Genomic DNA, 19,385 nt, shown 5'->3' with positions numbered 1-19,385 from the left:
ATGCCATATTGATAGTTAGCAAACTAACAGTGTGTGAAGCCCTTCGTGCCGAAGAATCTCGACCTGCTCCAGATGAACATCAGCAGCGCCATGGTGGTGGCCGCCAGGCATTGGCGCAAAATCTGCCAGACCACCCTGGTGAACTATGGAATCTCCGAAGCCTGTGCCGTTCCGCTGCTGATGATCGGCCGCCTCGGCGAGGGCGTGCGGCAGGTGACGGTGGCGCAGGCGGCGGGGATGGAAAGCCCTTCGCTGGTGCGCCTGCTCGATCAGCTGTGCCACGCCGGCTACGTATGCCGCACTGAAGACGCGCAGGATCGCCGCGCCAAATGCCTGAGCCTGACCGACGCCGGTCGCGAGCTGGTGCAGACGGTCGAAATCGAGCTGGTGCGCTTGCGCCATGAAGTGCTCGAAGGCATTGACCAGAGTGATCTGGAAGCTACGCTGCGGGTACTGAGAGCTTTCGAAGCGGCCACGCCGCCAGCGGTGGTCAACTCTTGAACGGATTTTTTGCCGGCATGCCGCCGGCCCGCGACTGGTTCTACGGGGTGCGCACTTTTGCAGCGTCCATGATCGCGCTGTACATCGCCCTGCTCATGCAAATGCCGCGTCCGTACTGGGCGATGGCGACCGTGTATATCGTTTCCAGCCCTTTCCTTGGCCCGACCAGTTCCAAGGCGCTGTATCGGGCGATCGGCACTTTTGTCGGCGCCGCAGCGGCCGTGCTGTTCGTGCCGATGTTCGTGCAAAGTCCTTATGTGCTGGTGGTGGTGATTGCCCTGTGGACCGGAACGCTGCTGTTCCTGTCGCTGCACCTGCGCACGGCCAACAACTACGCCTTGATGCTCGCCGGTTACACCTTGCCCCTGATCGCCCTGCCAGTGGTCAATAACCCGCTGGGCGTGTGGGACGTGGCCGAGGCGCGGACGGAAGAAATCTTCCTCGGCATCGCCGTGGCGGCGGTGGTCGGCGCGATGTTCTGGCCACGACGGCTGGCGCCGGTGTTCAACGATGCGGTGGGCAAGTGGTTCAGCGATGCATCCGTCTACAGCCAGCGTTTTCTCGAACGTAACGTGCAGCCTGATGAGGTCAGTGCGTTGCGCTCGTCGATGGTCGGCACCTTCAACTCCCTGGAACTGATGATCGGCCAGTTGCCCCACGAAGGTTCGCGGCCGCAAACGGTGCGCAATACCAAGGAACTGCGCGGGCGGATGATCCACCTGTTGCCGGTGATCGATGCCCTCGACGACGCGCTCTACGCCCTGGAGCGGCGTACGCCGGAATTGGTCGACAAGTTCGCCCCGTTGCTAACGGCTGCCACCGAATGGCTGAGCCATAAAGACGCCTATCTCGAGCGCTGGCAAGCCCTCAAGGCGCAGCTCGAAGCCCTGCAACCGAGCCCGGAAGCGCTGGACGACCGCAAGCAATTGCTGTTTTCCAACGCGATCTACCGCCTCGGCGAGTGGATTGATCTGTGGCAGGACTGCCGCAGCTTGCAGCACGCCATCCAGTGTGAAAGCCAGGACAACTGGCGCGCGGTGTATCGCCATTGGCGACTGGGACGCCTGACGCCGTTTCTTGACCGTGGCCTGATGTTTTACTCGGCGGCTTCCACCGTCACAGCCATCATCGTCGCTTCGGTATTGTGGATTCTGCTGGGCTGGACCGATGGCGGCAGCGCGGTGATCCTGGCGGCGGTGGCCTGCAGTTTCTTCGCCTCGATGGACGACCCGGCGCCGCAGATCTACCGGTTCTTTTTCTGGACCGCGATGTCGGTGCTGCTGGCCAGCCTCTATCTGTTTCTGGTCCTGCCCAACCTGCATGACTTTCCGATGCTGGTGCTGGCGTTTGCCGTGCCGTTCATTTGCATCGGCACCTTGACGGTCAAACCGCAGTTCTACCTGGGCATGCTGCTGACGCTGGTGAACACCTCGTCCTTCATCAGTATTCAGGGCGCCTACGACGCGGACTTCCTCAGCTTTGCCAACTCCAACCTGGCCGGGCCCATGGGCTTGCTGTTCGCGTTCATCTGGACCCTGATCGCCCGGCCGTTCGGTGCGGAGCTGGCGGCCAAGCGCCTGACCCGTTTCAGCTGGCGCGATATCGTCGGCCTCAGCGAACCGGCCACCTTGTCCGAACACCGATTGCTGGGCATCCAGATGCTCGACCGCCTGATGCAGCACCTGCCGCGCCTGGCCATGACCGGCCAGGACTCGGGCGTCGCCTTGCGTGAAGTGCGGGTGGCGTTGAACCTGTTGGACCTGCTCGCCTATACGCCGCGGGTCACTGGCCTGCCGCAGGTGTTGCTGCGTCAGGTGGTGGCCGAGGTTGGCGAGTACTTCAAGGCGTGCCTCAAGGCCGGTGAGCGCTTGCCGGCACCGAGTCCGCTGCTGATGACCCTCGACCGTACCCGCCGATCCCTCAGCGGAGCAGGCGATGACGAAACCCGCCGCCACTTGCTGCACGCCTTGAGTGGCTTGCGCCTGGCCTTGCTGCCGGGTGTTGAATTCCTCGGTTCGCCCGAGCTCGAAGAACCGTTCCCGCAAGGCATCGATGGAGCGCCCCTATGATCGGTGATCTGGATATCAGCGGGGTGTTCCTGCCCACGCTGCTGGTGCTGATGGGCATTACTTACGTGGTGTACCTGTTGGTGCACGGGGTGCTGACGCGCCTGCACTTTTACCGCCTGGTCTGGCACCGGGCATTGTTCAACGTGGCTCTCTACGCCTTGCTGCTTGGCGCCGTGGACTCACTCAGTCGATACCTCATGACATGAAAAAACCGTTTCTGACCCTGGGTCGCGTCGTGCTGACCCTGCTGATTGTGAGCTTCGCCGTTGTCGTGGTGTGGCGCATGGTCATGTATTACATGTTCGCGCCTTGGACCCGCGACGGGCACATTCGTGCCGACGTCGTGCAAATCGCCCCGGACGTTTCCGGGCTGATCCAGCAAGTGGAGGTGCGCGACAACCAGTTGGTCAAGCGTGGCCAGGTGCTGTTCAGCATTGACCAGGACCGTTTCAAACTGGCCCTGCGCCAAGCAAAAGCGGCAGTCGCCGACCGTGAGGAAACCCTCGCCCAGGCCCAGCGTGAAGCCAAGCGGAACAAGGGCCTGGGCAATCTGGTGCCGGGTGAGCAACTGGAAGAAAGCCAGTCGAAAGTCGCCCGTGCGCAAGTGGCCTTGATGGAGGCCCAGGTCGCGGTGGACAGTGCCCAGCTCAACCTCGACCGCTCGGTGATCCGCAGCCCGGTGGACGGCTACGTCAACGACCGTGCACCGCGTGTGCAGGAATTCGTCAGTGCCGGGCGGCCGGTGTTGTCGGTGGTCGACAGCAACTCGTTCCACATCGATGGCTATTTCGAAGAAACCAAACTGGACGGCATCCATGTCGGCCAGAGCGTCGACATTCGTGTGATCGGCGACCGTGCGCGCCTGCGTGGGCACGTAGAAAGCATCGTCGCCGGTATCGAAGACCGCGACCGTACCAGCGGCAACAACCTGCTGCCCAACGTCAACCCGGCCTTCAGCTGGGTGCGTCTGGCCCAGCGAATTCCGGTGCGGATTGCTTTCGATGATGTGCCGGATGACTTCCGCATGATCGCCGGGCGTACTGCTACGGTCTCGATCATCGACGACAAGCCGCAGGAGCCCGGGCAATGAGCAAGGCCTCGGGATTGGCGGTTGCCGGGCTGGGCCTGATGCTGTCGGCCTGCCAGATGGTCGGCCCGGATTACCACCTGCCGGAGGAAGCCGCGGTCAAGCGTCCGGACCTTCAGGGCGAGTTGGCGGTCAATGGCAAACCCGTGGTTTCGGCCCCGGTACCGGCTGATTGGTGGCGTCTGTACAAGGACCCGCGGCTTGATCAACTGGTCCAGCAGGCCATGGCCTCAAATACCGATTTGCGCGTGGCGGCGGCCAGTTTGTCGCGCTCACGCGCGCAGGTTGATGAGGCCGAAGCCGCCGGTGGCTGGAGCGGCGGTGTGAAGATGGGCGCGCAGCGCTTGCAGGAGTCCGGTCAGGCCTTCCTGCTGCCGGAAAAAGTCCCGGTCGCCAACATTGGTGATATCGGCATCAGCGCTTCGTATCAATTCGATTTGTTCGGCACCCTGCAACGCGGCATCGAAGCGGCCAAGGCCAACGCCGATGCGACCCAGGCTGCCGCCGATACAGCACGCATCACCGTCGTCGCCGATGTGGTCCGTGCCTACACCCAGGTTTGTGCAGCGAACGAAGAGCGGGAGATTGCCCAGCATTCCCTCGACCTGCAATCCCAGAGCACCACGCTGATCCAGCGCCTGCGTGATGCCGGGCGTGGCGACGAAACCCAGGTCACCCGTTCGCAAACCCAATTCAAGTCCCTGCGCGCCGAGATGCCGCGTTATGAAGCGGCGCGTCAGGCCGGGCTGTATCGCTTGTCGATGCTGCTGGCCAAACCGGTGGATCAACTGCCGGCCGGCACCGCGACCTGTCATGAACTGCCAAAAATCGCCCAGTTGATCCCGGTGGGTGATGGCGCGGCATTGCTCAAACGCCGGCCCGATGTGCGCCAGGCCGAACGCCGACTGGCGGCTGCGACGGCTGGCATCGGTGTGGCCACCGGTGAGCTGTACCCGAACATCAGCATCGGCGCGACGATCGGCACCGTGGGTATCCTCGACGACCTGGGCGAGCCGTCCACCAATCGTTGGGGCTTCGGACCGTCGTTGAGCTGGACCGTGCCGACCAACGGTGCCCGCGCGCGCATCCGCGAAGCAGAAGCGGTCACACAAGGGACGCTGGCACACTTCGATGGCGTGGTGCTCAACGCCATTCGCGAAACCCAGACCAGCCTGGCCCAGTACACGGCGCAGTTGCAGCGTCGTGACGCCCTGGCCGACGCCGAGCAATCGGCGAAACTGGCGGCGGATCAGACGCACCGCTTCTTCCAGGCCGGCCGTGCGTCGTTCCTCGCGGACCTGCAAGCGACGCGCACCTATATCGACGTCACCGCGCAATTGGCGGCGGCCAACACCCAGGTGGCCGCGAGTCAGATCGATCTGTTCCTCGCCCTGGGCGGTGGTTGGGAAAGCGGACGAACGCAAGCGTCGAACTCCGGCAAACCCTGAAGCCGTTGCTATGCTTTGAAATGTTGGAAGGGCGCCCCGTGCAAAGCGTCCTTTCTTCGCACAAGGCTCGCGCAGGTCAGGGGGAAACCAATAATGAAAAAACCTTATGCTCTCGGCTTCTGGTGTGCCGTGGTGGCGTTGGTGCTGCTCTCGGCAACCTACTTCTACGGCATCATGCTGGCCCACCAGATCGACAAGGCCCTGGCCTTTCTCGACAGTGCCGTCGCGTTGATCGCCGTGATGTCCGTCGCGGTGGTGGCCTGGGCCTCGGTCCAGACCCAGCGCATCAAGAAAAGACAACTCGAACAAGGCAAGACCCTGGTGCTGATCTGGGACACCAAGGTCGCGCTGCGTCGCGTCGAAACCGTGTTCGACCGGTATTTCTGGGGCAGCTACTGGCAGCCTGGGCGGACCTTTCAGGAAGTCATGGGCGAACTGACCGGCACACCACTGGAAAAGAGCCTGGAAACCCTGAAAAAGCAATGCCTGGCACTGGATCGGCAAGTGGCTGATGACGGCCGCCACTGGCTCAACAACGCCCGGGAACTGGCCGACGTCGCCACGGCCATGGCCCGTGAGCGCTATCAACTGGACTTCTGCGACCCGCGCGCAGACGTCACGGGCGGGGCGGTGATCAACCGGGATTTCGAGGTGCTGGTGTACACCTGGACGGCGCGGCTGAAAAGTTTTGATCATCAACTGGATGAGATTGAAGTCCAGTATTCCTGATTTTTCCTGGCAGGTTTATGCCATCGCTGGCTTGTCAGCGATGGCGATTTCGCGAGCACAGAAACATCCTCTGCCACAGGACACTCTTTAACCTTTAATCGTTGGGCCGTTCGTCGTGCCTGATGCTAATCTCATCGCACTTTCAGCGCGGTCGAGCTGCAACCCGCCACGGGTTCAGGGAAGACGACCACACCTCCAGCAACGGAAATTGAACGGGTCATACATGAATAAATCAGCAGGCGTGCTCCTTGGTATTGTTGTCGCCATCGGCGCGATCAGCGTCGGCGGGGCCTGGTTCACCGGCACCAGGATCGAAGGTGTGCTCAACAACTCGATCGCCGACGCCAACAAGGAACTGCAAGCCGCCATGGTCGGCTCCAACGGCACGGCGTCGCTGGAGCTGATCTCGCTGGAGCGTCATGTATTCAGCAGCACGGCGCATTACCGCCTGAAGGGCGAAGGTGAAATGTTCGGGGAAACGCCGATCGAATTGCTCTTCGTCGATCACATCGAACATGGCCCGTTGCCGTTCTCGCGGCTGATGTCGCTCAAGTGGCTGCCGGTCATGGCCACCAGTCACTACGAACTGGAGCGCACGCCGCTGACCGAGAAGTGGTTCGCCGCCGCCAAGGACCAATCGCCGCTGACCGGCGTGGTCAATATCGGCTACGACAACGCGGTCAACGGCAACGTCCAGTTGCAACCCCTGGAAATGGCACTGGATGAAAAATCCAGCATGAAGTTCTCCGGCTTGAGCATGGACGTCTCGGCGAGCGCCCAGGCACAGAAGGTCAAGGCCGATGGCTACATGGACAGCCTGAAGGTGACTACCGTTTCCGAAGACCAGGCACCGGTGCAGATCGAGTTGAGCGGCCTGACCCTGGCCAGCAACCTGAAAAAAAGTACCTACGGTTTCTACACCGGCGAAAACGTCCTCGAACTGGCCAGTGGCAAGTCGACCTTTGGCGTCAAGCAGTCGGTGCTGGACTTCAAGAAATTCGAAATGAAAAACCTCACGGAAGAGAAGGGCACCAGCGCCTCCGGACGTGCCGACTACAAAGTCGCTGAGGTGGCGCTGAACGGCAAGACCGTCGGCTCCGCCGCCTTGGCCATGAGCGTGAAGAACCTCGATATCCCGGCCACCCTGTCGCTGATGCAGGTCTACCAGACCAAGCTGCAACCGTACGAAAGGGCGGCAGCCGAAGCGACCGCTGCTGGTCTGCCGGCACCGGAGTTGAAGCTGACCGAAGCCGAAGAAGCGCTGCTTAAATCCAGCCTGGAAAAACTGTTGGCAGGCGGGCCGCAAGTCGCCCTGGAAAACCTGTCGTTCAACACCACCAATGGCGAAAGTCGCGCCAACCTGGTGCTGGACCTGACCAAGCCGCAGGCCATCGACCTGCCGACCGATCAGTTGGTCCGGCAACTGATCGCATTGCTGGATTTCAACCTGCAAGTGTCCAAGCCCATGCTGGTCGACGTGCTGACCGCGCAGGCGCAAATCGATGGGCAGACTGACGCCAAGCAGATTGCAGATCAGGCCACCGCCACCGCTGACATGTTCAGCAGCATGGCCGTCGGCTCGCAGCTGGCGAAACTGGACGGCAACAATGTCGTCACCAAACTGCATTACGCCAACAACCAGGTGGAATTCAACGGCCAGAAAATGACCGTCGAAGAGTTCGCCGGGTTCGTGATGAGCAAATTCGCAGGGGCTGGCACCGTCCAGTAAAACGCGGGGCTGACTGCAACAGCCGGCCTCTGCGCAACGCAGACGCCGGGCGTTTTGCTGTGTGACACAAGCGCTCGCAGCGTGCTTATCGCAATGTTCACTGAAATCCTGCTGCCACGGCGTGAAAGGTCCGGCTATAGTTTGCACGCCGACGACGGCCCAACACGCACAAGGTGCTCCGGAATGACCCGATTGACCTCATTGAACCCTTGGCTCGCGGCCCTGGCAGTGGCCCTTTGCGTGCAGTTCCCGGCGCAGGCCCAGGAACGCTTCACCCTGAACATCCCCGGTGTCACCGATGACCGTTTGTTCACCTCCGGCGCCGCGAGCGACGGCGCTGGTTGTGGCGGGCACAACATTTCCCCGGCGCTGAACTGGAACGCCGGCCCGGCGGCCACACAAAGCTATGCCATCGTCATGCACGATCCTGATGGCCAGAAAGGCCAGGGTGTCGATCACTGGGTGCATTACGGTATCAAGGCCAGCACCCACCAGATTGCGTCCGGCGCCGGTTCAAAACCCGGGCTGGAAGGTGTTGGCGGCACCAACAGCAAGAAAACCACCGGTTACGTCGGCCCGTGCCCACCGGTTGGCGACAGCGCGCACCACTACATCATCCAGATCTACGCCCTGGACCTGGCCCCCGATGCATTGCCGGCCGGCTTGACCCGTGCGCAGCTGCTGGAAAAAATCAAAGGTCATGTGCTGCGCAACAGCAGTGTTGTGCGCCGCTACCATCGTTGATTGTTTTCACGAAAGACTGAAGTGCGCGGCCTTCGGCAGATTTGGCATCCTGAGCCGAAAGCGCGCACTATCAGGTCATAGCCGATGCGTTGGAGGATGCCGTGGCAAAAAAGATCGACCGCATCGCCCAAATGCTCAACTGCCCGCAGAAGGGCGAAGAACTACGGCGAGCCATCACCGAGAGCCGTAAGGACTTTCTGCTCAACCAGCCGGAAGAAGATGTCGTTGAAGACGAAGACCTGGAGGAGCCATTCCTCGAGGACGACGAAGCTGATGACGATGAGTACGACGAGTTCGACTGGACCACAGAGTAATCATCCACACCCGGTGATTGCTCCCTGCCCGGGCTGAGTCCCTTCAGCCTGAACACCCAGATCCCATACGGCACTTGCGCACCTTGAGCGCTCAAGGCTGGCCATTTGCTGCCTGATCCATCTATCGCGTCCGGCACCACTGATCGTGAATTGACGCTCAATTTCGGTCATGCGTCCTACAAAAAACCCTGATTGAACTATCGTCGATAAGGTTGCCGATTTGTGCCGAGACGCCTGACTACATTTTTGCACTTTGGCCGGCAATGGTTAACGCGGGAGGAAGCGCTGCAAAAAAGTTAAGTCGCGCCAAGCGACCCACCGGCAAAGGAGCCAGTCGAATGACTCGCAAACGCAAGTGGTTACCCAAACTCGCCCTCGTGGCGGCCTCACTCATAACGTTATCAGGCGCCGCCACCGCGGCGGATAAACCCAACATTCTGGTGATCTTCGGCGACGACATCGGCCAGACCAACATCAGTGCCTACGGTGATGGCGTGGTGGGTTACCAAACGCCGAACATTGATCGAATTGCCCACGAGGGCATGAAGTTCACCGATTACTACGCGGAGAACAGTTGCACGGCCGGACGCTCGACTTTCATCACCGGGCAATCGCCGCTGCGCACGGGGCTGTCCAAAGTGGGGATGCCGGGCGCTCCGGTTGGTTTGCAGGCCAGGGATGTGACGATCGCCCAGGCACTCAAGGCCCGTGGTTATGCCACGGGGCAATTCGGTAAAAACCATTTGGGCGACAAGGACGAATACCTTCCCACCAATCACGGGTTCGATGAGTTCTTCGGCAACCTTTACCACCTCAACGCCGAAGAGGAACCTGAACGCCCTTACTGGCCGAAAAATAACGAAGCCTTCCTCAAGGCTGCCTCGCCTCGCGGGGTGATCCACAGTTTCGCCGATGGCAAGATCGAAGACACCGGCGCACTGACCAGCAAGCGCATGGAAACCATCGATGACGAAACCACCCAGGCCGCCATCGGTTTTATGGAAAAACAAGTCAAGGCTGACAAACCGTTCTTCGTGTGGATGAACACCACGCGCATGCACGCCTTCACCCATGTTCGCGACTCGATGAAAGGCCAAAGCGGCATGCCGGGCAACGACTATGCCGACGGCATGATCGAGCACGACGGAGACGTGGGCAAGCTGCTGAAAAGCGTCGATGACCTCAAGATCGGCGACAACACCATCGTGATCTACACCACCGACAACGGTCCGAACCAGTGGTCCTGGCCGGATGCGGCAACCACTCCGTTCCGCAACGAGAAAAACTCCAACTGGGAAGGCGCTTACCGTGTACCGGCGATGATCCGCTGGCCCGGCAAGGTCAAACCAGGCAGCGTTTCCACGCAAATGTTCTCCGGGCTGGACTGGTTCCCAACCTTGCTGGCGGCAGCGGGCGACACCGATATCAAGGATCGTCTGCTCAAAGGCACGGACGTCGGCGGCAAGAACTTCAAGGTCCATCTGGACGGTTATAACCAGCTGGATTACCTGACCGGCAAGAGCGACAAGAGTGCACGTACCGAGTTCTACTACTTCAGCGATGACGGCGACCTGGTCGGCATGCGCTACGACAACTGGAAACTCGTCTACTGCGAACAACGGGCGCCGGGTGGCTTGAAGGTGTGGAGTGAACCGTTCACCTGCCTGCGTGTACCGAAACTGTTCAACTTGCGCATGGACCCTTACGAGCGGGCTGACGTCGTGTCTGACCAGTATTACGACTGGCTGACCAAAAACGACTACCTGATCTTCGAGGGTACGCAAAAAGCCGCCGCCTTCCTGCAGACCTTTGTTGATTACCCGCCAAGCCAACGCCCGGCGAGCTTCAGCATCGATCAGATCCGCGAGGAAGTTGACAAGAAAATCGCAGAGAAAATGAAACAGTAAGATCAGCAGAAAACGCTTACCAGCGTCCGCCTTCGGGCGGACGCTTTTTTATGCCTTCTCCTTTGCAACTTCCCGCTCTTCGAAGCAGCAAACGGCCAACGATTAGCCATACTCAAATGCACCCCGATCTCTCTGCCTTGTCGGTGAGTGAACATGAACCCTGTATGGCGTCACTGTCATAAATCAGTCCTGCTGCTGATGTTGTGCTGGCTCAACGCAGCCCTCGCCACCCCGCAACCCGAGTTGCCCGCCGTCGAACTGACACCCGCTGAAGAAGCCGAAGTGCAAAGCCTGGTGCTGCCTATCCCGGAAAACTGGACCGGGGATTTCGAAGGCATGCGCGAGCGCCGGCTGATCCGCGTTCTGGTGCCCTACAGCAAAACCTTTTTCGAACTGGATCGCGGTCGTCAGCGAGGTCTGACCTACGAGCTCGGCAAGGGCCTCGAAGCCTGGCTGAACAAGACCCAGCCCTACGAAAAAAAATCCATGCAATGGCGGATCATGTTCATCCCCACCGCCCGTAATGAACTGATGCCCAAACTGAATCAGGGTGTCGGTGACATCGCCGCCGGTGGGCTTACCGTGACCGAAGAGCGCCTCAAGGATGTCGATTTTTCCGATCCGTTTGCGGTGAACATCCCGGAAATCCTGGTGACCAGTCCCGGCAGCAAACCCATAGAAAAACTGGAAGACCTCTCCGGCCAGGAAATCACCGTGCGAGCTTCCAGCAGTTACTACGAGCATCTGCAGGCGTTGAACGCCTCCTTCAAGGAAAAAGGCCTGGCGCCCATCGACCTGAAAGCCGCCGATGAAAACCTGGAGTCCGAAGACCTGCTGCAAATGGTCAACGCCGGGTTGCTCAAGGCAACAGTGGTGGACCGTTATCTCGCGATCATCTGGGCGCCGCTCTACAAGGACATGAAGATTCACGAAAAGATTGTTCTGCATGATGACTCCGAGTTCGCCTGGGCAATTCGCAAAGACAGCCCGCAACTGAAAAGCCAACTGGCAGAGTTCGTCAAAACCCACAAGGTCGGCACCGCCTTCGGCAACAGCCTGAAGAACAAGTACGTCACTAACAGCAGCACGCGGGTGCTCAACGCCACTTCCGAAGCCGAGATGAAGAAGTTTCAGGAAATGGTGGAAGTCTTCACCCGCCACGCCAGCACCTACGGTTTCGATCACCTGATGCTCATGGCCCAGGGTTTTCAGGAGTCGCAGCTCGATCAGAAAGCACGCAGCCCCAGGGGCGCCGTCGGCGTGATGCAGATGCTGCCAAAAACCGCCAAGGACCCGACCGTGGACATCGGTGGTATCGACAAGAGCGCCGACAAGAATATCGAAGCCGGCAGCAAGTACATGCGCCTGCTCGCGGACAAGTACCTGAACGATCCGCAATTGACGCAGATGAACAAGACCCTGATGACCTTCGCCGCCTACAACGCTGGCCCTGGCAACTTGCGCAAGTTCCGCGCACTGGCGGAAAAGTCCGGATTGGACAAGAACATCTGGTTCGGCAATGTCGAACAGGCCGCGGCGCAAGTGGTTGGCCGGGAGACTGTGGATTATGTCGGCAACATCTATAAGTACTACGTGGCCTACAAACTGGTGGAAGAAAAGTCGGCGGCAAGCCCGACGAAAACCGAGCCGTGAAGAGTTCGAATCTTCAACTAACCTGTAGCAGTGCAGCGTCTGGACCGGTTTAACCGTTCAGGCTCGCATTATTTTATTCAACCCTCCCATTGTCGCTTGGGGGGCGTTTGCAATGCCTCGCTTATTTGCCTGCATAACCTGTCAGTTCGATGCTTGATCAATCAGGAATCCACTCCATGACTGTGCATGAAAAAAACGTTCCTCACGCCAGAAAGGTGCCCCAATGGCTGACGTTGCTCGGCGTCCTGGGCTGTACGACCTTGCCTCATTCGGCCTGGGCGGGTGGCATCCTGCTGTATGAGGCCGGCCAGGAAGGTGCCGGGTTGGCCAACGCCGGGGCCGCGGTGCTGGCTACCGACCCGAGTGTCCTGATGAATAACCCCGCAGGGATCAGTCAGCTCAAGGGCACGCAAGTCAACGTCGATGGCCAGTTGATGCTGGGGGACATCACCTTTTCCCGGGACAGCAACAATACTTTTAGCGGCGGCAACGGCGGCAATCCGCTGCCTTATTTTCCCGGCACCAGTTTTTTCGTCAGCCACCAGGTCGACGATCGCAACAGCATCGGTTTCGGCATGTACGGCAACTTTGGCCTGTCCCTGGACTACGACGACGATTGGGCGGGTCGTTATTTCACCCAGGAGTCGGCGATTGTCGGTGTGTCGTTTCAGCCCACTTATGCCTTCAAGGTCACCGATGACTTATCCATCGGCGGCGGCCCGCGCTTCATGTACGGGTACTACCGCACAGAAGTGGCGGTCAACAACAACGTGCTGGGCCTGGGAAATGCCCCCGACGGGCAACTGAGATACAAGGATGGCGACTGGGGCACAGGCTACAACCTCGGCATCCTCTATCGACTCAACGAACGCACCCAGCTCGGCCTGGCCTACACCAGCAAGATCGACTTGAAATTCAAAGACAGCCCCGAGCTCAAGCACATCACCAACCCGCTGCTCAACGTCGCGCTCAATCGTCTGGATGTCGACCAGTTGAAGGTCGACATGACCGTGCCGCAAACCGTCCTCGCCAGCGCCTCCTATCGACTCGATGACCACTGGACCCTGCTGGGCAGCTTGAACTGGCAAGACTGGAGCGAATTCGGAAAAATCGGTGTGGAAGTCGACACCAATAACGCAGGGACGTCGACCAGCGTCGACCGCTCCTACAAAGACACCTACCACGTCTCCATCGGCGCGCAGAACCAGATCGACAACAAATGGCGCTGGAACGTCGGTGTCGCTTACGACACCTCGGCAGTGGACGACAAGGATCGCACTGTCGACAACCCGATGGACTCGGCATGGCGCTTCGCAACCGGCGTCAACTACGCACTGGAAAAAGACCTCGACCTGCACATGAGCTATACGCTGATCTACATGGGCGACATGGACGATCAACAAACCAAGGCGCGCTCGGGGGACACCGTTTCCGGCACCTACCGCAACTCGATGATTCACGTGTTTGGTGGCGGTGCGGTGTGGCGGTTTTAGCCAGGAAAAACCAGCGTATCAAGCCTTCATGGCAATTGCGGCACCCCAATCTTTGCTCGAACAAAAAGCCTCGGATCTGATGATCTGAGGCTTTTTCATTGCAACAGGCGAGATTCGAATCTGCATTTCCCTGACTCCGCATTTCTGAGCGCCGACGTTTTAAGGCGCGTTCGAAATCAGCGGAAATACATCTGCGTATAGAAAAACGAACAAAAATGTTCAGTATTTCATTCGGACGGTCGATACAGTAACGCAGCATGGTGGCCTTTTAGTTGCTCATGCGCGTGCCAATCAACAATAACGCCTTCGTGGACACGACCCGTTATGAATAAAACCCTCCGATTCAGCCACAAGATCCTGCTTGTGGCGTCGCTGATCGTGGTAGTCGCCTTCGCGCTATTCACGCTGTACAACGACTACCTCCAGCGCAACGCCATCCGCAAGGACCTGGAAAGCAATCTCCGTGAAATGGGCGAAGTCACTGCGGCCAACATCAAGAACTGGTTCGACGGCCGCACCTTGCTGATTGAAAACCTGGCGCAGAACGCGGCGTTGAACCCGGAGATGCCCAGCATCACCACGTTGATGGCACAGAAAACCCTGGTGTCGAGCTTCCCCAGCACCTACGTCGCGACCGCCAAAGGCGAGTTCGCCATCCTGCCGGATGCGAAGATGCCCGACGGCTACGATGCGCGCACTCGCCCCTGGTACAAGCTGGCCGAGGGCAGCAGTAATCTCGCCATGACCGAGCCCTACGTCGAAATGGCCACCAACACGCTGGTGGTCTCGATGGTCTCAGCCATCCGCAAGTCGGGGCAGACCCTCGGGGTGATCGGCGGTGACGTGAGTTTCGGTGCGCTGGTCGACATCATCAACAAGCTCGATCTCGGTGGCGCGGGTTACGCCTTCATGGTCAGTTCCGATGGCAAGGTGCTGGTCCATCCCGACAAGAACATGCAGATGAAGAACCTCAGCGACCTCTTTCCGGAGGGTACGCCACGGATCAACGGCGAGCTGACGGAAGTCCAGGCCAATGGCCAGACCCGCATCGTCACGTTCGCCCCGATCAAGGGCCTGCCGTCGGTGAACTGGTACATCGGCCTGTCCATCGACAAAGACAAGGCGTTTTCCAGGCTCAGTGAGTTCCGTTCTTCGGCTGTCGTGGCCACCGTGTTCGCCGTGGTCTTCATCATTGCCCTGCTGGGCATGTTGATTCGCCTGCTGCTGCAACCGCTGCAGGCCATGAGCCGCGCCATGGAAGATATCGCCGAAGGTGAAGGCGACCTGACCAAGCGCCTGGTCATTCATACCCAGGACGAGTTCGGTATTTTGGGCAATGCCTTCAACCGTTTCGTGGAGCGTATTCACACCTCGATCCGCGAAGTGTCCTCGGCCACCGAGCAGGTCAATGAAGTCGCCCTGCGCGTAGTGAACGCCTCGAACTCCTCGATGGCCAATTCGGATGAGCAGGTCAACCGCACCAACAGCGTCGCCGCCGCGATCAATCAACTGGGGGCTGCTGCTCAGGAAATCGCACACAACGCCGCACAGGCTTCGCAACAGGCCAGCTCCGCCCGCCACCTGGCCGAAGACGGCCAGCAGGTGGTCAATCGCAGCATCGAGGCGATGAACCGCCTGTCGGACCTGATCGTCACCTCCAGTTCGCACATCGAAACGCTGAACAGCAAGACCGTGAACATCGGCCAGATTCTGGAAGTGATCACCAGCATCTCCCAGCAAACCAACCTGCTGGCGCTCAACGCGGCCATCGAAGCGGCGCGTGCCGGCGAAGCGGGTCGAGGCTTTGCGGTGGTCGCTGACGAAGTGCGCAACCTCGCCCACCGCACCCAGGAATCGGCGCAGCAAGTGCAGAACATGATCGAGGAGCTGCAAGTCGGCGCCCGTGAATCGGTCAGCACCATGGGCGAAAGCCAGCGTCACAGCCAGGACAGCGTGTCGATTGCCAACCAGGCGGGCGAGCGCCTGGGCAGCGTGACCCAGCGCATCGGTGAAATCGACGGCATGAACCAGTCGGTGGCCACCGCCACCGAAGAACAGACGGCCGTGGTTGACTCGATCAACATGGACATCAACGAGATCAACATGTTGAACCAGGAAGGCATGCAGAACCTGCAGTTCACCTTGAGCGCCTGCTCGGACCTGGAACAGCAGGCCAGCCGCTTGAAGCAATTGGTGGGCAGCTTCCGGATCTGATGATCTGCGCGGCAACAAAAAAAGCCCCGGACCTTGCGGTCCGGGGCTTTCTCGTTCTTGCGTATGGCGCACCAGGCGGGATTCGAACCCACGACCCCTGCCTTCGGAGGGCAGTACTCTATCCAGCTGAGCTACTGGTGCAAGCGGGCGCCATGATACTCATATGCGTTGCGGGCGTCCATGCCGCTGAATCGCCTGGCTTTTTCAAAGCTGTCACAGGCGTTTGCTACGCTGATCAGAAAAATGCAGCAAAAGGGCCGTTTTCGTTCTTTTTTTCGAACAGGCTATTGTCCTTTACCCCCTTTGATCCTAGGATTCGTTTGAGATTTCAAACGCTCTTGTCTGGGTGCTGAACCGCGCGAGTCCAATCCGTGCGCTATTTATGTGCTTCAGCCCAGTGAATGATTTCCCTGACGGCAGCCTATCGAGGCGCCTTTCTACAATCATAATTCGCTCCGCATCCTTTGCGGGCTGTTAAGGAAAGCCGACATGCAGCTTAAAGACACCCAGTTGTTCCGCCAGCAAGCCTTTGTCAATGGCGCGTGGGTTGATGCGGACAATGGTCAGACGATCAAGGTCAACAACCCGGCAACGGGCGAAATTCTGGGCACCGTGCCGAAAATGGGCGCTGCCGAAACCCGCCGTGCGATCGAAGCCGCTGACAAAGCGCTGCCGGCCTGGCGTGCACTGACCGCCAAAGAACGTGCGGGCAAACTGCGTCGCTGGTTCGAACTGATGATCGAGAACCAGGAAGACCTGGCTCGTCTGATGACCCTGGAACAAGGCAAGCCATTGGCCGAAGCCAAGGGCGAAATCGTTTACGCCGCTTCCTTCATCGAGTGGTTCGCCGAAGAAGCCAAGCGTATCTACGGCGACGTGATCCCGGGCCACCAGCCAGACAAGCGCCTGATCGTGATCAAGCAGCCAATCGGCGTGACCGCAGCGATCACCCCGTGGAACTTCCCGGCCGCGATGATCACCCGTAAAGCCGGCCCGGCCCTGGCCGCCGGTTGCACCATGGTACTCAAGCCTGCTTCGCAAACCCCATTCTCCGCTCTGGCCTTGGCTGAACTGGCGCAACGTGCCGGCATCCCGGCTGGCGTGTTCAGCGTTGTCACCGGCAGCGCCGGCGACATCGGTACCGAGCTGACCAGCAACCCGACCGTACGCAAGCTGTCCTTCACCGGTTCGACCGAAATCGGTCGTCAACTGATGGCCGAATGCGCCAAGGACATCAAGAAAGTCTCCCTGGAACTGGGCGGCAACGCACCGTTCATCGTGTTCGACGACGCGGATCTGGATAAGGCCGTCGAAGGCGCGATCATTTCCAAGTACCGCAACAACGGCCAGACCTGCGTCTGCGCCAACCGCCTGTACATTCAGGACGGCGTCTACGACGCGTTCGCCGAGAAGCTGAAAGTCGCTGTGGCCAAGCTGAAGATCGGTAACGGTCTGGAAGAAGGCACCACCACCGGTCCGCTGATCGACGAAAAAGCCGTGGCCAAGGTGCAAGAGCACATCGCCGACGCCCTGAGCAAAGGTGCGACCGTACTGGCTGGCGGCAAGCCGATGGAAGGCAACTTCTTCGAGCCGACCATCCTGACCAACGTGCCGAACAACGCGGCCGTGGCCAAGGAAGAAACCTTCGGTCCATTGGCGCCACTGTTCCGCTTCAAAGACGAAGCCGACGTGATCGCGATGTCCAACGACACCGAGTTCGGTCTGGCCTCGTACTTCTACGCTCGTGACCTGGGTCGTGTGTTCCGTGTGGCCGAAGCCCTGGAATACGGCATGGTCGGCGTCAACACCGGTCTGATCTCCAACGAAGTCGCGCCATTCGGCGGCATCAAGGCTTCGGGCCTGGGCCGTGAAGGCTCCAAGTACGGCATCGAAGATTACCTGGAAATCAAATACCTCTGCCTGGGCATCTAAGCGCCCGGCAAGGCATTGCTTCAAGCGCAAAGGGCACGAGAGCGCTGTCCCTTTGCGCCGCTTCAAACCGGAATTTTCTCGGTGGCCGGGAACGCCGTGGCAGTCGATCATCGCATGCTGCCGCCGCTGCTCCCCGCCGCTTTATCCTTGAACCACGCCGCCCGATGAGCGGTGAATGAGGAATATATGAGCAAGACTAACGCTGATTTGATGGCCCGCCGTACCGCTGCTGTTCCACGTGGTGTTGGCCAGATTCACCCGATCTTCGCCGAGTCCGCGAAGAACGCGACCGTGACCGACGTTGAAGGTCGTGAGTTCATCGACTTCGCCGGCGGTATCGCTGTGCTGAACACCGGCCACGTGCACCCGAAAATCATCGCGGCCGTGACCGAGCAGCTGAACAAGCTGACCCACACCTGCTTCCAGGTACTGGCCTACGAGCCGTACGTAGAACTGTGCGAAAAAATCAACGCCAAGGTGCCAGGTGATTTCGCCAAGAAAACCCTGCTGGTGACCACCGGTTCTGAAGCCGTTGAAAACGCCATCAAGATCGCCCGTGCCGCCACTGGCCGTGCCGGCGTGATCGCCTTCACCGGCGCTTACCACGGTCGCACCATGATGACCCTGGGCCTGACCGGTAAAGTCGTTCCTTACTCGGCTGGCATGGGCCTGATGCCAGGCGGTATCTTCCGTGCTCTGTACCCGAACGAACTGCACGGTGTGAGCATCGACGACTCGATCGCTTCCATCGAGCGTATCTTCAAGAACGACGCTGAAGCCCGTGACATCGCGGCCATCATCCTCGAGCCAGTTCAGGGCGAAGGTGGTTTCTACGTCGCTCCGAAAGAGTTCATGAAGCGTCTGCGTGCCCTGTGCGACCAGCACGGCATCCTGCTGATCGCTGACGAAGTACAGACTGGCGCCGGCCGTACCGGTACCTTCTTCGCCATGGAACAGATGGGCGTTGCTGCCGACCTGACCACCTTCGCCAAATCCATCGCTGGCGGCTTCCCGCTGGCCGGTGTGTGCGGCAAGGCCGAATACATGGACGCCATCGCTCCAGGCGGCCTGGGCGGCACCTACGCCGGTAGCCCGATCGCTTGCGCCGCTGCTCTGGCAGTCATGGAAGTGTTCGAAGAAGAAAACCTGCTGGACCGCTGCAAGGCTGTCGGCGAGCGTCTGGTGACTGGCCTGAAGGCCATCCAGGCCAAGTACCCGGTGATCGGCGAAGTCCGTGCCCTGGGCGCGATGATCGCAGTCGAGCTGTTCGAAAACGGCGACAGCCACAAGCCGAACGCTGCTGCGGTAGCGTCCGTTGTGGCCAAGGCTCGCGACAAGGGTCTGATCCTGCTGTCCTGCGGCACCTACGGCAACGTTCTGCGCGTCCTGGTACCGCTGACTTCGCCGGACGAGCAACTGGACAAAGGTCTGGCGATCATCGAAGAGTGCTTCTCCGAGCTCTGATCACCCAGTGTGACCTGATTCACAAAAAACCCGCTTCGGCGGGTTTTTTTACGCCCCTTGAAACACATCGCCCGCTTTAACGCTGTATCGAATAGCCATCA

The 19,385-nt window shown here is 59.7% G+C and carries 15 protein-coding genes, 1 tRNA gene and 1 pseudogene; 16 read left to right on the top strand and 1 reads right to left on the bottom strand.

What is annotated here, in order from left to right:
• Positions 1-72 precede the first annotated feature (72 nt).
• The 14 genes and pseudogenes from EIY72_RS03360 to EIY72_RS30290 all read left to right on the top strand — a co-directional run bounded on the left by EIY72_RS03360 (position 73) and on the right by EIY72_RS30290 (position 15,888).
• Positions 73-501, top strand: a complete 429-nt coding sequence (locus EIY72_RS03360; RefSeq protein WP_093230760.1) for a MarR family winged helix-turn-helix transcriptional regulator — start codon at positions 73-75, stop codon at positions 499-501.
• The gene (locus EIY72_RS03355; protein WP_093227923.1) at positions 498-2,570 is read left to right on the top strand and encodes an FUSC family protein; all 2,073 of its coding nucleotides are present in this window, start codon (positions 498-500) and stop codon (positions 2,568-2,570) included. Before EIY72_RS03360 ends, EIY72_RS03355 begins: the two co-directional genes overlap by 4 nt.
• Positions 2,567-2,776 carry a DUF1656 domain-containing protein gene (locus tag EIY72_RS03350; protein WP_093227920.1) on the top strand — a complete coding sequence of 70 codons (210 nt, stop codon included), beginning with the start codon at positions 2,567-2,569 and terminating at the stop codon, positions 2,774-2,776. The genes EIY72_RS03355 and EIY72_RS03350 overlap by 4 nt, the downstream gene beginning before the upstream one ends.
• Positions 2,773-3,660, top strand: a complete 888-nt coding sequence (locus EIY72_RS03345) for an efflux RND transporter periplasmic adaptor subunit (protein WP_093227917.1) — start codon at positions 2,773-2,775, stop codon at positions 3,658-3,660. Before EIY72_RS03350 ends, EIY72_RS03345 begins: the two co-directional genes overlap by 4 nt.
• Positions 3,657-5,105, top strand: a complete 1,449-nt coding sequence (locus EIY72_RS03340; RefSeq protein WP_093227914.1) for an efflux transporter outer membrane subunit — start codon at positions 3,657-3,659, stop codon at positions 5,103-5,105. The genes EIY72_RS03345 and EIY72_RS03340 overlap by 4 nt, the downstream gene beginning before the upstream one ends.
• 93 nt (positions 5,106-5,198) lie before the next feature.
• Positions 5,199-5,834 carry an NADH:ubiquinone oxidoreductase subunit N gene (locus tag EIY72_RS03335; RefSeq protein ID WP_093227911.1) on the top strand — a complete coding sequence of 212 codons (636 nt, stop codon included), beginning with the start codon at positions 5,199-5,201 and terminating at the stop codon, positions 5,832-5,834.
• A 223-nt stretch (positions 5,835-6,057) separates the two neighbouring features.
• Positions 6,058-7,563 carry a YdgA family protein gene (locus EIY72_RS03330; RefSeq protein ID WP_093227908.1) on the top strand — a complete coding sequence of 502 codons (1,506 nt, stop codon included), beginning with the start codon at positions 6,058-6,060 and terminating at the stop codon, positions 7,561-7,563.
• Between the two features lie 183 nt (positions 7,564-7,746).
• The gene (locus EIY72_RS03325) at positions 7,747-8,307 is read left to right on the top strand and encodes a YbhB/YbcL family Raf kinase inhibitor-like protein (RefSeq protein ID WP_093227906.1); all 561 of its coding nucleotides are present in this window, start codon (positions 7,747-7,749) and stop codon (positions 8,305-8,307) included.
• 101 nt (positions 8,308-8,408) lie between these two features.
• Positions 8,409-8,621, top strand: a complete 213-nt coding sequence (locus EIY72_RS03320) for a hypothetical protein (RefSeq protein ID WP_093227904.1) — start codon at positions 8,409-8,411, stop codon at positions 8,619-8,621.
• Positions 8,622-8,959: 338 nt separating this feature from the next.
• The gene (locus tag EIY72_RS03315) at positions 8,960-10,528 is read left to right on the top strand and encodes an arylsulfatase (RefSeq protein ID WP_093227902.1); all 1,569 of its coding nucleotides are present in this window, start codon (positions 8,960-8,962) and stop codon (positions 10,526-10,528) included.
• 153 nt (positions 10,529-10,681) lie between these two features.
• The gene (locus EIY72_RS03310; RefSeq protein WP_093227900.1) at positions 10,682-12,181 is read left to right on the top strand and encodes an MltF family protein; all 1,500 of its coding nucleotides are present in this window, start codon (positions 10,682-10,684) and stop codon (positions 12,179-12,181) included.
• A gap of 176 nt (positions 12,182-12,357) precedes the next feature.
• Complete coding sequence (locus tag EIY72_RS03305) at positions 12,358-13,674, top strand: OmpP1/FadL family transporter (protein WP_093227898.1); 1,317 nt, start codon at positions 12,358-12,360, stop codon at positions 13,672-13,674.
• Between the two features lie 324 nt (positions 13,675-13,998).
• Positions 13,999-15,030: pseudogene (locus tag EIY72_RS30295) on the top strand (HAMP domain-containing protein); the annotation flags it as partial.
• Positions 15,031-15,123: 93 nt separating this feature from the next.
• The gene (locus tag EIY72_RS30290; protein WP_371315404.1) at positions 15,124-15,888 is read left to right on the top strand and encodes a methyl-accepting chemotaxis protein; all 765 of its coding nucleotides are present in this window, start codon (positions 15,124-15,126) and stop codon (positions 15,886-15,888) included.
• 64 nt (positions 15,889-15,952) lie between these two features.
• Here EIY72_RS30290 and EIY72_RS03295 read toward each other — a convergent pair.
• A tRNA-Arg gene (locus tag EIY72_RS03295) sits at positions 15,953-16,029 on the bottom strand.
• 348 nt (positions 16,030-16,377) lie between these two features.
• On the opposite strand from EIY72_RS03295, the gene gabD reads away from it, so the two are divergent.
• Complete coding sequence (gene gabD, locus EIY72_RS03290) at positions 16,378-17,820, top strand: NADP-dependent succinate-semialdehyde dehydrogenase (RefSeq protein WP_093227893.1); 1,443 nt, start codon at positions 16,378-16,380, stop codon at positions 17,818-17,820.
• Positions 17,821-18,006: 186 nt separating this feature from the next.
• Positions 18,007-19,284 (top strand): 4-aminobutyrate--2-oxoglutarate transaminase, encoded by a 1,278-nt coding sequence (gene gabT / locus EIY72_RS03285; RefSeq protein WP_093227890.1) that lies wholly within the window; start codon positions 18,007-18,009, stop codon positions 19,282-19,284.
• Positions 19,285-19,385 lie beyond the last annotated feature (101 nt).

Source organism: Pseudomonas vancouverensis, from assembly GCF_004348895.1.
Taxonomy (GTDB): Bacteria; Pseudomonadota; Gammaproteobacteria; order Pseudomonadales; family Pseudomonadaceae; genus Aquipseudomonas; species Aquipseudomonas vancouverensis.
Note: the sequence above shows the minus strand (reverse complement) of the source record. Positions and strands in the feature narration are given on the sequence as shown.